This is a genomic window from Paenibacillus sp. NRS-1782 (assembly GCF_050467685.1).
Classification (GTDB): domain Bacteria; phylum Bacillota; class Bacilli; order Paenibacillales; family Paenibacillaceae; genus Paenibacillus; species Paenibacillus terrae_A.
On the sequence record NZ_JBITPH010000012.1, the window covers coordinates 29234 to 41868 of the forward strand.

The window sequence follows — 12635 nt, forward strand, 5'->3', positions numbered from 1 at the left end:
GGCGGGAGAAAGCGCTCCGCGAAGGGGTTGATCTTCCGATCGCTGTTGCAGTGGGATTCTTCGGATTGTATAAGACATGTAGAGGTAAGAATCCCACTGCAAAGGCGAACGCTCACGCTTCTCCAGATTCAACCCCTCCGCTCCGCTACTACCCGCCACAAAGTAACTCATTTTTTCGAAATGGGGTAGGGCATGGGGGAAGGGCGAAAGATTTAAGGACTTTAAAGACTTTTAAAGATTGAGGATCTGAAGGGCTAAAAAGCCTGGAGGATTCTTTTTTTATATACTTAACGTTTATTAGGGTGAATGGTTAATGGGATGAATAACTCATAAGGTGAATGTCTTATGGGGTGAATGGTATTCGATAGTGTAATCATCGTAGAACCAAGAAAAGCACAAAGGACTGTCCCCGGTAGAATACCGACTACAGTCCTCTATAGTAGCTTAAGCCAAATGTCTACAATTATGGGATCAGTTCATAACGGGTCGGCGGGCCTTCGCTTATTCCTAGCCGTTTAAGCTCCTCCATGTTGTACAAGAGGTTGGATACCCTGATCATGATTATTCGAATGCACAGGCACTGTTATAATAAACAAAAAGCTAACCGCGACGATCAGCGGCACCATTTTTTTTAACATTATTTGACCACGCCTTTTCAATAAATTTTGAGAACTCCACCTTGATTTCATCCATTGCGTAGGATTTAAAATGGTCGAATAGACCCATACAGTTTATAAAATAGGTATCATTTTTTAGTGTAATTGCTTTTAGTGTCGCAGATTTTAAATGTTTAAAGCCATCACTATACATCCCTTTGTATAGATAGTAATAGGCCAACTCATAACCAAAATACGCCAGATAATTCGGTGAAACTTGTTGAGTGTACATATCAGCAGATGCTGGTAATTGAGCAAAAGAATTAATGTCTCCTTCAAATTGTGAAAGTACATCATCGACATCTATTGTATATCGGTTAGCAGCTATCATAATGTTCAGAAGTTGGATAATCCTATCTTCTTCAGCTGTATCTGAAGATGCAGCAATATATTCAACATAATCGTGTAGCACACTTATATCTCCAGATAAAAGCTTATTCACGACAGTATTAGCTTGCGCCCAATGCTTGAACAAGCTGACCCAATGCAAGGTATTTTCTTCCGTCTCTATGACCCAGTCTAAATCGGTATAGGCGTAAGTAAATTGTAGGGCTTGCTCATAATCACCTTTGGCTTCACAAGTACTCGCACACAATAAGTCGGCATAGGCAATGTACACAAACATGGGACGACTCAACTGCTTAACCCGATCTTCACGCTTCCGATTTTTCTGCTGATGTTTCAGTGTATATTGAATTTCCGCTTTTCCTCTCATGATCTGAGCCGTTTCATAAAGCATGTCCCATTCATCTAAAGAACGATACACGTTCGCCAAATCTTTTAGCGCGTCCAGTTGCTCTATCTCGTCCAAACGTTCGACAAAGGGTTCAAATCGAGTAGCTGCCTTGAGATTTTGATTCTTATCGTCTCCAACTTGAATCGTAAACAGTCGATACTGACAGATGGCCAAGCGTTCAGAGTGCTGGTACTTCTCGGCCTCTGCAACTCCTTTATAGAGGAACAGCGCAGCAGCACGTCGACCTTGTGCGAATAATGTTTCTGCTGCATCAAACAGCTTCGGGGAATAGAGCAGGTTGTCCATGATGTGTCCAACTATACGCTGAATCGCTTCCAGCTTATCCAGTTCAGCACAGCGATACAATACCGGTTCAATTCGCCGCCAATCCGGGGAACGTTCGATGATGTAATGATCTATGTATCGTTCGTGAAAATAACCTTCTGGCAATCCCATAGCCAGCGTGATTCGATCCACTTGATGTATTGCCACAGGGCGATGCTTAGTAATCCAAGTATTAAGCGTCCTTTGATGTACGCCTGAACGATCTGCTAATTCTGCTACAGTCAAGTCATTTTGCTTTAGATAATCTTCCAGCTCCGCTAAAATCGTAGGTGTATGTTCCAAGTCATAACCACCCTTCGTACAAAAAATCCAAATTTTATAATTACACCTCAAATTATTGTCCAAATATTAACATGTGTCAATGCAATTTTTCCATTATCCGCATGGATTATAACCAATTAATTGTAAAAAATCAGTTCGGTTTACAGTGTGTCTTATTTACTTTTTATGGAGTCGTAATACTTTCGCCATGTTCGTGAGTGCGGGTGTGCGTGATAATGATAAAGGCTGATACAGAAAGATATTACCGAGGTGAGGATTTCAAATGGTCCCGCAGTGCCTGCCTGATCGGGTGAGGTATCCTGTAAATCTGATGTATCCACCAAATGGGTTCGAATCCCAATCGCCTTCCAAGCGACTCATGGTAGAGTATTCAAAAAAATCGAAAAAAACCACTACAAAGACCCTAATGAGTATCCCATGTCTGGTCCACATGACAGAGACGGGGAGGTGGCTATGCGGTCAGCGGATACCGGAGAGAGCAAGCGCCGACAGGCCCCGAGGCTTCGGGAGTGCGAATTCACAGTTGATATTGGACTGATGAATTCCATCCTCGCAACACGGGAACAGGCGGCACCTTCCTTTCACCTTAAGCTTGGCCCCGCCCGCCACCCCGAAGGGATGCTCTGCAAGGGTCACTACCCCTACTACAACGAATAAAAATGAAGAATCCTCATTTTAAAAGTATGTTGATTTTAAGGCGGGCAACAGCGATCGGAAGATCAAATGGACTGCGGAGCCGCCACACGTAGAAAAAAGCACACTTTTAAGCTGAGGATTTTAAATACTAGGAGTGATACGATGTTTAAGAAAATAACGATTAAATCGGATGAGCGCGGACTGTTGTTTACAAAGGGAAGCTATCACAAGCTGCTGCTGCCGGGAACTTACGTAATGAAGACATTTCAGCAGGAAACGGTTGAAATTTTAAATGTTGCCGAACCATTTTTTGTACAGGATCATGATATTCGTTTGTTTTTGACGGATTCCGTTCTACTGGAGCAATTGACCGTCGTCGATGTAGAGGATTATGAATATGTGCTGCATTATGAGGATAATCGGTTCGTGGAGCTGCTGCCAGCAGGGAAATATGTCTTCTGGAATATGCTCAAGGAGCATCGTTTTGTTCATGCCGATACCCGGCAGCCTGCGATTGACAAGGCGTTGGGTCAAGCCTTTTTGGCCAAGACACAGGGCTACTGGAAGGCGCTTCAGGTGGCAAGCTATGAGCTGGGCTTCCTGTATTATGATAACGTGCTGCAAGGCGAGCTGAAGCCGGGTAAATATTATTTCTGGATGTCGGCGGTGAACACGGAGATCAGAACGATAGATTTGCGTCAGCAGCAGATGGACCTGATGGGGCAAGAAATTATGACAGAGGACAAAATCACACTGCGCCTGAACTTCGTCTGTCAGTACCGCATGGTTGACCCGCTGCGGGCGCTGGAATTTCGGGCATTCGAGGAGCAAATGTACATTATGCTTCAACTGGTGCTGCGTGAGTATGTCGGAACGATGAAGCTGGATGATTTGCTGAAAATGAAGCAGGAAATTGCGGAATATGTCTTGACCCGACTGAATGAGCAAAGCGGCGAATATGGGGTCGCTTTTACGTCGGCAGGGGTGAAGGATATTATTTTGCCGGGAGATATCAAGGATATTTTGAACACGGTGCTGCTGGCAGAGAAAAAGGCTCAAGCCAATCTTATCACACGGCGCGAAGAAACAGCGTCCACTCGCAGTCTGCTGAATACCGCCAAGCTGATGGACGAAAATGCCACCCTCTACCGTCTCAAAGAGTTGGAGTTTCTGGAAAAAATCTGCGAGAAGATTGGTACCATTTCACTGACCGGCGGGAATACGCTGCTGGAACAGTTGAACTCGCTGGTCCACATGAAAGAAGGACAAGGGACCGTATAGAGGGATAGCGGCAGGTTTCACGCCCCTTAACGCAAAATACCACCCAAAAGATGAGCGCGAGACGGCTCAAGCTTTGGGTGGTATTTTACATCAATACGCTTAATTCGTCTTGGTAGAAGCGAGAAAAGCGTCCATATCGATAACCGGAACGAGAGCACCCTGATGCTCCAGTACGGTAGGAAATAGCTCGCGTTGCCACTCTTCCTCGTTGCTTTTCAACTGGTTGTCCAGGTCGGAAGCGGTATCTTCCACCTGATCGACGAGCAGAGCAATTTTTGCCCGGCTGAGCAAAATCATTTTATCCTCAGAGGACTCGCTTGAAGCGGGGAGCAGCAGTTTTTTGCGCAAATTCAGGATCGTAAATACATCGCCGCGAATGGTGACCATTCCTTCATGCCATGGCTCGGAAAAAGGAAGCGGTGTTCCTTTCCGGGCATTCATGACTTCTTCCACTTCTACAAAGTTTAAAGCGAACGTTTTGCTCGCCAGTTTGCACACAATAAATTCGGACATAGGCCAATTCTCCTTACATTTCAGATAAGACTACCACAGGCTGTGAAGTGACGGTAAAATGGGGTAACTATTGCGTTTTAACAAATGGAAAGATAAAGTTGAAGGTGCTATGTAGCCAGGTTCTATTCACAGAATATCACAAAATAGCAGTTAAATCTTCCAAATGGCCAAGGTATCGTATCCGGTGGCACTACATTTTAAGATAAGCGGGTTGAGGTAGAATGGATCATGAAAAGCAGCGTCTAAGTATCGAAGCAGCCAGATTATACTATCTGAACGACTATAGCCAGCAAGAAATTGCAGTCAGACTCGGGGTTTCGCGTCCCACGGTATCGCGGTTGCTTCAAGCTGCCAAGGAACAGGGTTATGTGAGAATCAGTATTGTGGATCCGATGGAGGATATGGATGAGCTCGGAGAGCAGGTCAAGAAGAAATACGGGCTGGATACCGTTCTGGTCTGCTATTCGCCGTTAAATGAATATCAGGAGATCAAGAAGCATATTAGCAAAAAAGCTGCCGATTATTTGCATGAAACGGTACAAGATGCAGATATTATTGGAGTGACGTGGGGAACGACGATGCATGCGGTGGCGCTTCATCTCCAGCAAAAGCAGGTGAAGGGCGTCGAGGTCGTCCAGCTCAAAGGAGGCGTAAGCCATTCGCATGTCAACACGTATGCCGTGGAGACGGTGAATTTGTTCGCGGAAGCCTTTCACACGATTGCACGGTATTTGCCGCTGCCTGTGATTTTTGACAGCCACGCCGTCAAGAAAATGGTCGAGGAGGATCGGCACATCCAGCGTATCATTGAGCTTGGCAAGCAGGCGAACATTGCCGTGTTTACGGTGGGGACGGTCAAAGAGGATGCGCTGTTGTTCAGATTGGGCTATTTTAACCATGAGGAGCAGAAGCTGCTGCAAAAAATCGGCAAGGGCGATATTTGCTCACGTTTTTTTGATGATGAGGGCAATATATGTAGTCAGGAAATTAACAGTCGTACCGTCGGCATTGATTTGCCTGATTTGCGCAAGAAGGAGAAGGCGATTCTCGTTGCCGGAGGACAGCGCAAAGTGGAGGCCATCCGGGCATCGCTGCTTGGTAAGTATGCCAATATTTTAGTGACGGATCAGTTTACGGCACAGGCACTTTTACAGTAGACATTTGGTTCGGCGTGAGACTGTATAAGCTAAGTGGACTGTAGGTACCGTCTCATGTGCAGGCTTGAACATAATTTCAAAATGTGTTTTACATATGTTCAATGTCGTGCTATGATGGTCTTATCACAGAGAAGTAAAGGACATTGGTCCTAATACGATCTCTCTAATGAAGGAGCGTTTAGAGAATGAACATTGCAGGATTGATCGACCATACGTTGTTGCGTGCAGACGCGACGAAGGATGAAATTACAAAATTGACCGCTGAGGCGAAGAAATATCAGTTTGCTTCCGTATGTGTGAACCCGGCCTGGGTAGCTTACTCCGCAGAGCAACTGACAGGAACAGGCGTGAACATTTGTACCGTTATCGGTTTCCCGCTGGGAGCCAATACGACGGCAACGAAAGCGTTCGAAACGAAGGATGCTATTGCCAACGGTGCAACTGAGGTTGATATGGTTATTAATATAGGCGCTTTGAAGGCACGTGATTTACAGCTCGTTGAGCAGGACATCCGTGCAGTCGTGGAAGCAGCCGCAGGTACACTGGTAAAAGTAATTATTGAAGCATGCTTGCTGACAGATGAAGAAAAGGTACTGGCTTCTGAGTTGTCCGTGAAAGCGGGAGCGAATTTCGTGAAAACGTCGACAGGCTTCTCTACTGGCGGAGCAACTGCGGAAGATGTGGCTTTGATGCGCAAAACCGTAGGACCTGAGATTGGTGTTAAGGCTTCCGGCGGCGTACGCAGTCTGGAGGACGTACAGAAATTAGTAGAAGCGGGCGCAAGCCGTATCGGTGCAAGTTCCGGTGTGACAATCATCGAGGGCCAGCAGTCTACATCTTCCTACTAAGATCATCTTAAAGTCATGGAGGGATTCGCGATGAAGGATCAATTGATTCAGGAAGCGCTTGAGGCGCGTAAACAGGCATATATTCCGTATTCAAATTTTCAGGTCGGTGCTGCGGTTCTCGGAAGCGATGGCACGGTTTATCGCGGATGTAATGTAGAAAATGCCTCCTACGGCTTATGCAATTGTGCGGAACGGACAGCGATTTTTAAAATGGTATCTGAAGGCTGTCGTAAAATTGATGCCATTGCGATTGTAGCAGATACGGCAGGACCTGTGTCTCCATGCGGAGCCTGTCGTCAGGTGATTTCCGAATTTGCTCAACCAGATACCAAAGTGTATCTGACCAACCTTCATGGCAACACGGAAGAGTGGACGGTGGACCAACTACTGCCGGGTGCTTTTCGTCCTGCTGATCTGGGGAAATAAAAAAAAGAATGCCTCTTTCGGGGCGCATTCTTTTTATAGGTAATGTAAGCGCTTAATGTAATAAGGGGGAAATTAAAATGAAATATGTAATCGCTCTGTTGGGGCTGATCGTTGTATTTGCACTTACTTACGTTGCCAGCAGTGACAAACATAAAATCAGGTATCGTCCGCTGGTCGTTATGGTTGTTTTACAGGCGGTGCTGGCTTTTGTATTGCTGTATACAGAGATTGGTGAAATTCTGGTCAAAGGTTTTGCAAAAGGGTTTAATGGTCTGATTGGATATGCTATGGAAGGAATTAACTTTGTATTCGGCGGGATTGCGAATGAAGGAGCTGCGCCGTTCTTTATCGGTGTACTGCTACCGATCGTGTTCATATCCGCGCTGATTGGGATTTTGCAATATGTAAAAGTGTTACCTTTTATTATTAAATATATCGGGCTTGTCTTGAGCAAAGTAAACGGAATGGGTAAACTGGAATCTTACAACGCTGTAGCTTCCGCTATTCTGGGTCAATCCGAGGTGTTTATTTCCGTTAAAAAGCAAATTGGTTTCCTGCCAAAGCATCGACTGTATACGCTGTGTGCGTCTGCGATGTCTACGGTGTCTATGTCGATTGTGGGGGCGTACATGCAAATGTTGAACCCCAAATATGTGGTTACCGCTTTGGTATTGAACCTGTTCGGCGGCTTTATTATCTCTTCGATCATTAATCCGTACAAGATTGAGAAGGAAGATGATTTGCTGGAGGTTCAGGATGAAGAGAAGCAGTCCTTCTTCGAAATGCTCGGGGAGTATATTATGGACGGTTTCAAAGTCGCTATTACGGTAGCTGCGATGCTGATCGGTTTTGTGGCGCTGATTGCCATGGTTAACGGAATTTTCTCTTGGGCGCTTGGAATAAGCTTCCAATCATTGCTTGGCTATGTGTTTGCGCCTATCGCTTTTGTCATGGGTATTCCATGGAGCGAAGCGGTTCAAGCAGGCAGTATTATGGCCACCAAGCTCGTGTCTAATGAATTTGTGGCGATGCTGGATCTGACCAAGCAAACGGGCTTGTCGGAGCGCACGGTCGGGATCGTATCGGTATTCCTCGTATCTTTTGCAAACTTCTCGTCCATCGGTATTATTTCCGGGGCTGTGAAGGGTCTGCATGAGAAGCAGGGGAATGTGGTGGCCCGCTTTGGTCTGAAGCTGTTGTACGGCGCGACGCTGGTTAGCGTGCTGTCGGCAATTATTGCAGGGTTGTTTTTGTAAAAAAAACAGCGAGTTAGGAAAGGAATTTCATCATGTCTAAATTCAAACGGATTCACTTGGTTGTCATGGACTCTGTGGGGATCGGCGAAGCGCCGGATGCTGCCCAGTTTGATGATTACGATGTAGATACACTGGGTCATATTGCCCGCGAACGTGGCGGTCTGAACATGCCCAATATGGGTAAGCTTGGTCTGTCCAACATTCGTCCTATTGAAGGGGTGCAAGCCGCTGAGAAGCCGCTCGCGTATTACACTAAAATGCAGGAAGCGTCCAACGGAAAGGATACAATGACCGGACATTGGGAAATTATGGGCTTGAATATTGCGGTTCCTTTCCGCGTATTCCCCGATGGTTTTCCAGATGAGCTGATTCAGCGCATTGAGGAGCATTCGGGCCGCAAAGTCATTGGCAACAAGCCTGCCAGCGGAACGGAAATCATGGATGAGCTGGGCGAGGAGCATGTGAAGACAGGAGCGCTCATCATCTATACATCGGCGGATTCGGTGCTGCAAATTGCGGCGCATGAGGAAGTTTTACCTTTAAAGGAGCTTTATGAGATTTGCGAGTTTTGTCGTAAAATCACGCTGGAAGATCCATACATGCTGGGCCGGATTATTGCGCGTCCGTTCGTAGGAGAGGCCGGTAACTTCTCCCGCACCTCCAATCGCCATGATTATGCGCTCAAGCCGTTTGGTCGTACCACGATGAACGAGCTGAAGGATGCAGGTCTGGATGTGATCGCATTGGGTAAAATCTCCGACATTTATGACGGCGAGGGTGTGACAAAAGCAGTGCGCACCGTGTCTAATATGGACGGTATGGATAAGCTGGTGGCTACGCTGGATGAAGATTTTACCGGATTAAGCTTCTTGAATCTGGTCGACTTTGATGCTGTATACGGTCACCGCCGTGATCCGCAGGGATACGGTCAGGCTTTGGACGATTATGATGCCCGTCTACCAGAGGTATTCGCTAAAATGACGGATGAGGATCTGTTGATCATCACCGCAGACCATGGGAATGACCCGACGTATCGGGGAACGGATCATACACGTGAATATGTGCCTCTCTTGGTATATTCCCCTCGTTTTGCAGCTGGAGGCAAGGAGCTTGCGATACGTAAAACGTTTGCGGATATCGGAGCGACGGTAGCGGATAACTTTGGTGTGAAGCTGCCTGAACACGGAACGAGCTTTTTGGCAGAACTTCAATAGTCAGGACGCAAGCAAGATTACAAGGAAGATAAATAAGTAACGATATAAATAACGATATAAGCATGGACAAATGGGACGGAGGAATAAAAACATGAGTGTACACATTGGAGCCAAGCCTGGAGAGATTGCAGAAACGATTTTGCTGCCAGGAGACCCGCTGCGGGCGAAGTTTATTGCTGAAACGTATCTGGAAGATGTAACATGCTACAACGAGGTGCGCGGAATGCTCGGATTTACGGGAACGTATCAGGGCAAACGCCTGTCTGTACAGGGAACCGGAATGGGACTGCCGTCCATCAGTATTTATGTCAACGAGCTGATTAGCGAGTACGGTGTGAAAAACTTGTTCCGCGTAGGTACATGCGGCGGGATGAAGGAGCATGTGCATGTTCGTGACGTTATTTTGGCACAGGCTTCCTGCACGGATTCCGGCATGAACCGCCATATTTTTGGCGGCTACGACTATTCGCCGATTGCCAGCTTCCCTTTATTAAAGGGCGCTTATGATCGCGGTGTTGCCAAGGGCTTGAAGATGCATGTCGGTAACGTGTTCAGCTCGGACAGCTTTTATCGTGATGACAAATCAATTACACAAAAGCTGATGGAATACGGCGTACTGGGTGTGGAGATGGAGACTTCGGCATTATACACGCTGGCAGCCAAATTTGGCGTAAACGCGTTGACGATTCTGACGGTAAGCGATCATTTGCTGACAGGTGAGGAAACGACAGCGGAAGAACGGCAAACGACCTTTAAAGAAATGATGGAAGTTGCCCTGGATACAGCAATATCCCTGTAAACGATCATACGCACAGTGAGGAGAAATGACATATGAGAATGGTAGACTTGATCGAGAAAAAGCGTGATGGAAAAGAACTGACAACTGAGGAAATTAATTTTATTATCCAAGGCTACACGCAGGGGGAAATTCCTGACTATCAGGTGAGTGCGTTAGCGATGTCCATTTTCTTCAAGGATATGACTGAACGCGAACGCGCCGATCTGACGATGGCGATGGTTCATTCAGGGGATACGATTGACTTGTCTGCAATTGAAGGCGTGAAGGTCGATAAGCACTCCACTGGCGGCGTGGGTGATACGACAACGCTGGTGCTGGCTCCGCTCGTAGCGGCTTTGGATATTCCGGTAGCGAAAATGTCAGGTCGCGGCCTCGGACATACCGGAGGAACGATTGACAAGCTGGAGGCTATTGCAGGCTTCCACGTAGAAATCAGTAAAGACGAATTCGTGGATCTGGTCAATCGCAGTAAAATTGCGGTCATCGGACAAAGTGGCAACCTAACACCTGCGGACAAGAAGCTGTATGCGCTGCGTGATGTTACCGCTACAGTAAACTCGATTCCGCTGATTGCCAGCTCGATTATGAGTAAAAAAATCGCTGCCGGTTCTGATGCCATCGTACTCGATGTGAAGACAGGTGCAGGTGCGTTCATGAAAACCGTCGATGATGCCAAAGAACTGGCACATGCGATGGTAAGCATCGGTAACAATGTCGGCCGCAAAACGATGGCTGTCATTTCCGATATGAGTCAGCCGCTGGGTCTTGCCATTGGTAACTCGCTGGAAGTCAAAGAAGCGATTGATACACTGCGCGGTCAAGGACCAAAGGATCTGGAAGAGCTGTGTATGGCCTTGGGCAGTCAGATGGTATTTTTGGCTGGCAAAGCCAATTCCCTTGAAGACGCCGAAGAGAAGCTCAAAGAAGTCATTCACAACGGCAAAGCACTGGAGAAATTCAAAGAGTTTATTGCAAACCAGGGCGGTGACGCTTCGGTTGTGGATCATCCGGAACGCTTGCCACAAGCACAGTATCTCATCGAAGTGCCTGCGAAGCAGGATGGTTTGGTGGCTGAAATCGTGGCTGACGAAATCGGTACCGCTGCGATGCTGCTTGGAGCAGGACGCGCAACCAAGGAATCCGAGATCGATCTGGCTGTCGGCCTGATGCTGAATAAAAAGGTCGGCGATGCTGTAAAAGTGGGCGATTCATTGGTTACCATCCATGCGAACCGTGAAGATGTAGCCCAAGTGCTGGAGAAAATCTACGCGAACATCCGTATTGCGGATCACGCCGAAGCTCCCGTACTGATCTACGGAACGGTGACAGAGTAAAATACAAGTTTGAAAAATATGACAGCCGGACTCATAATAGATATGAGTCCGGTTTTTTGTATAGTAAGGCAGAAGGGCATCATAGAGGGGGAGAGATATGTTCGAATTATACAGCGATGTCCGGGGAACGGCCTATGAACGGCTGATTGATTATGCTATAGAACGAGCGGACACTTTTATGCTAGGCGTACATGAATGGGAGACTGAGGACATGGATATTGATTTCGATACGACTATCATGTTCAAGGAACTGTTACAGCAATTGAATCCATTTTTGCTGTCGACGCATTCCTATGAGGAAATGAGAAGAAAACATGCTATAGCTTATACACAAGGAACGTTCTATCGATACCAATGTACGCCGGAGGCGGGAGAGCTGTTAAAGCGAGCAGCGTCCAGCCTGTTTTCCTGGATGCATCCGAAAGTACCTGAGGATTTGTGTTTCCAGAATGCCGAAGGAGAGGATTGGATCATTAACATTGCTCACGAGCGAATAGGCAGACTGAACATGGGTAGAGAAGAGGCCGCTGCATTGGAGGAGCTTATCCCCGGTGTGTTCATTCACAAGCCTGAGCATCAGAATATAGATGCTTTTCTGAACGATGCCATCCGGCATCAGCCAGATCGGTTGGAGTTGATGGGGTTTGCTTTGACGGAGATACCGGAACGGATCAGGGAATTACGTTTATTGAAGCATCTCACTATTTTCGAGCAGGACATCTGGACACTTTCGCCCGCTTTATTTGAGTTAGATTCGTTGGAGTCACTGACGATACAAGTAGCGGATCTGGAAGAGCTACCAGCCAACATTGCCAAGCTAACACGACTCAAAAGCTTGAGTATCGCTTGTGGGAGCTATGACCGTCCAGCACCGGATTACAAGGTGATTCCCAAGGATGAGTTGTCATTCCGGCATTTGCCGCCAGAGATAGGAGAGCTACAGCAGTTGGAGTATCTTGATATTCAATATAGCGGAATTCGTACACTGCCCCCTGAAATACAAAATCTGAAAAATCTGCGCTCCTTAAATGTTGTGAACGGATTGATTGGATCTGCCCCCGATTTTATATTCAAAATGACCTGGCTGGATCGTTTTCTTGTGGAGGATAAGCCGTTCCATCTGTGTAATCACGGCGACGACTAAATGGTATG

Annotated in this window: 11 protein-coding genes; 9 read left to right on the forward strand and 2 right to left on the reverse strand. The window is 46.8% G+C overall.

Going from position 1 to position 12635, the window contains the following annotated elements:
* Positions 1–600: 600 nt before the first annotated feature.
* Positions 601–2019, reverse strand: a complete 1419-nt coding sequence (locus ACIFQM_RS04175) for a helix-turn-helix domain-containing protein (protein ID WP_430043886.1) — start codon at positions 2017–2019, stop codon at positions 601–603.
* A 798-nt stretch (positions 2020–2817) separates the two neighbouring features.
* Between ACIFQM_RS04175 and ACIFQM_RS04180 the strand changes: the two genes are divergently transcribed.
* Positions 2818–3936 carry a slipin family protein gene (locus tag ACIFQM_RS04180; RefSeq protein ID WP_430065060.1) on the forward strand — a complete coding sequence of 373 codons (1119 nt, stop codon included), beginning with the start codon at positions 2818–2820 and terminating at the stop codon, positions 3934–3936.
* 99 nt (positions 3937–4035) lie between these two features.
* On the opposite strand, the gene ACIFQM_RS04185 is transcribed toward ACIFQM_RS04180, so the two are convergent.
* On the reverse strand, positions 4036–4449 hold the full coding sequence (locus ACIFQM_RS04185) for a chemotaxis protein CheW (protein ID WP_430043890.1): 414 nt from the start codon (positions 4447–4449) through the stop codon (positions 4036–4038).
* A gap of 221 nt (positions 4450–4670) precedes the next feature.
* Here ACIFQM_RS04185 and ACIFQM_RS04190 point away from each other — a divergent pair, with 221 nt between their 5' ends.
* The 8 genes from ACIFQM_RS04190 to ACIFQM_RS04225 all read left to right on the forward strand — a co-directional run bounded on the left by ACIFQM_RS04190 (position 4671) and on the right by ACIFQM_RS04225 (position 12627).
* Complete coding sequence (locus tag ACIFQM_RS04190) at positions 4671–5606, forward strand: sugar-binding transcriptional regulator (protein WP_430043892.1); 936 nt, start codon at positions 4671–4673, stop codon at positions 5604–5606.
* 185 nt (positions 5607–5791) lie between these two features.
* A complete protein-coding gene (gene deoC / locus ACIFQM_RS04195; RefSeq protein ID WP_430043893.1) occupies positions 5792–6454 on the forward strand; it encodes a deoxyribose-phosphate aldolase in 663 nt (220 codons plus the stop codon).
* Positions 6455–6484: 30 nt separating this feature from the next.
* Positions 6485–6880, forward strand: a complete 396-nt coding sequence (locus ACIFQM_RS04200; protein WP_404520749.1) for a cytidine deaminase — start codon at positions 6485–6487, stop codon at positions 6878–6880.
* A gap of 77 nt (positions 6881–6957) precedes the next feature.
* Positions 6958–8136, forward strand: a complete 1179-nt coding sequence (locus ACIFQM_RS04205) for a NupC/NupG family nucleoside CNT transporter (protein ID WP_430043897.1) — start codon at positions 6958–6960, stop codon at positions 8134–8136.
* Between the two features lie 32 nt (positions 8137–8168).
* A complete protein-coding gene (gene deoB / locus ACIFQM_RS04210) occupies positions 8169–9350 on the forward strand; it encodes a phosphopentomutase (RefSeq protein ID WP_430043899.1) in 1182 nt (393 codons plus the stop codon).
* A 91-nt stretch (positions 9351–9441) separates the two neighbouring features.
* On the forward strand, positions 9442–10149 hold the full coding sequence (deoD, locus tag ACIFQM_RS04215) for a purine-nucleoside phosphorylase (RefSeq protein WP_025686143.1): 708 nt from the start codon (positions 9442–9444) through the stop codon (positions 10147–10149).
* A 32-nt stretch (positions 10150–10181) separates the two neighbouring features.
* Positions 10182–11483: a pyrimidine-nucleoside phosphorylase gene (locus tag ACIFQM_RS04220; protein WP_430043901.1), complete on the forward strand. Its 1302-nt coding sequence runs from the start codon at positions 10182–10184 to the stop codon at positions 11481–11483.
* 97 nt (positions 11484–11580) lie between these two features.
* A complete protein-coding gene (locus ACIFQM_RS04225) occupies positions 11581–12627 on the forward strand; it encodes a leucine-rich repeat domain-containing protein (RefSeq protein ID WP_430043903.1) in 1047 nt (348 codons plus the stop codon).
* Positions 12628–12635 lie beyond the last annotated feature (8 nt).

What these genes read in the sequence shown, in the direction of transcription:
- ACIFQM_RS04205 (WP_430043897.1), top strand. Translation starts at nt 6,958, where the DNA reads ATGAAATATGTAATCGCTCTGTTGGGGCTGATCGTTGTATTTGCACTT.
- ACIFQM_RS04200 (WP_404520749.1), top strand. Translation starts at nt 6,485, where the DNA reads ATGAAGGATCAATTGATTCAGGAAGCGCTTGAGGCGCGTAAACAGGCA.
- ACIFQM_RS04220 (WP_430043901.1), top strand. Translation starts at nt 10,182, where the DNA reads ATGAGAATGGTAGACTTGATCGAGAAAAAGCGTGATGGAAAAGAACTG.
- ACIFQM_RS04180 (WP_430065060.1), top strand. Translation starts at nt 2,818, where the DNA reads ATGTTTAAGAAAATAACGATTAAATCGGATGAGCGCGGACTGTTGTTT.
- ACIFQM_RS04185 (WP_430043890.1), bottom strand. Translation starts at nt 4,449, where the DNA reads ATGTCCGAATTTATTGTGTGCAAACTGGCGAGCAAAACGTTCGCTTTA.
- ACIFQM_RS04190 (WP_430043892.1), top strand. Translation starts at nt 4,671, where the DNA reads ATGGATCATGAAAAGCAGCGTCTAAGTATCGAAGCAGCCAGATTATAC.
- deoB (WP_430043899.1), top strand. Translation starts at nt 8,169, where the DNA reads ATGTCTAAATTCAAACGGATTCACTTGGTTGTCATGGACTCTGTGGGG.
- deoC (WP_430043893.1), top strand. Translation starts at nt 5,792, where the DNA reads ATGAACATTGCAGGATTGATCGACCATACGTTGTTGCGTGCAGACGCG.
- ACIFQM_RS04225 (WP_430043903.1), top strand. Translation starts at nt 11,581, where the DNA reads ATGTTCGAATTATACAGCGATGTCCGGGGAACGGCCTATGAACGGCTG.
- deoD (WP_025686143.1), top strand. Translation starts at nt 9,442, where the DNA reads ATGAGTGTACACATTGGAGCCAAGCCTGGAGAGATTGCAGAAACGATT.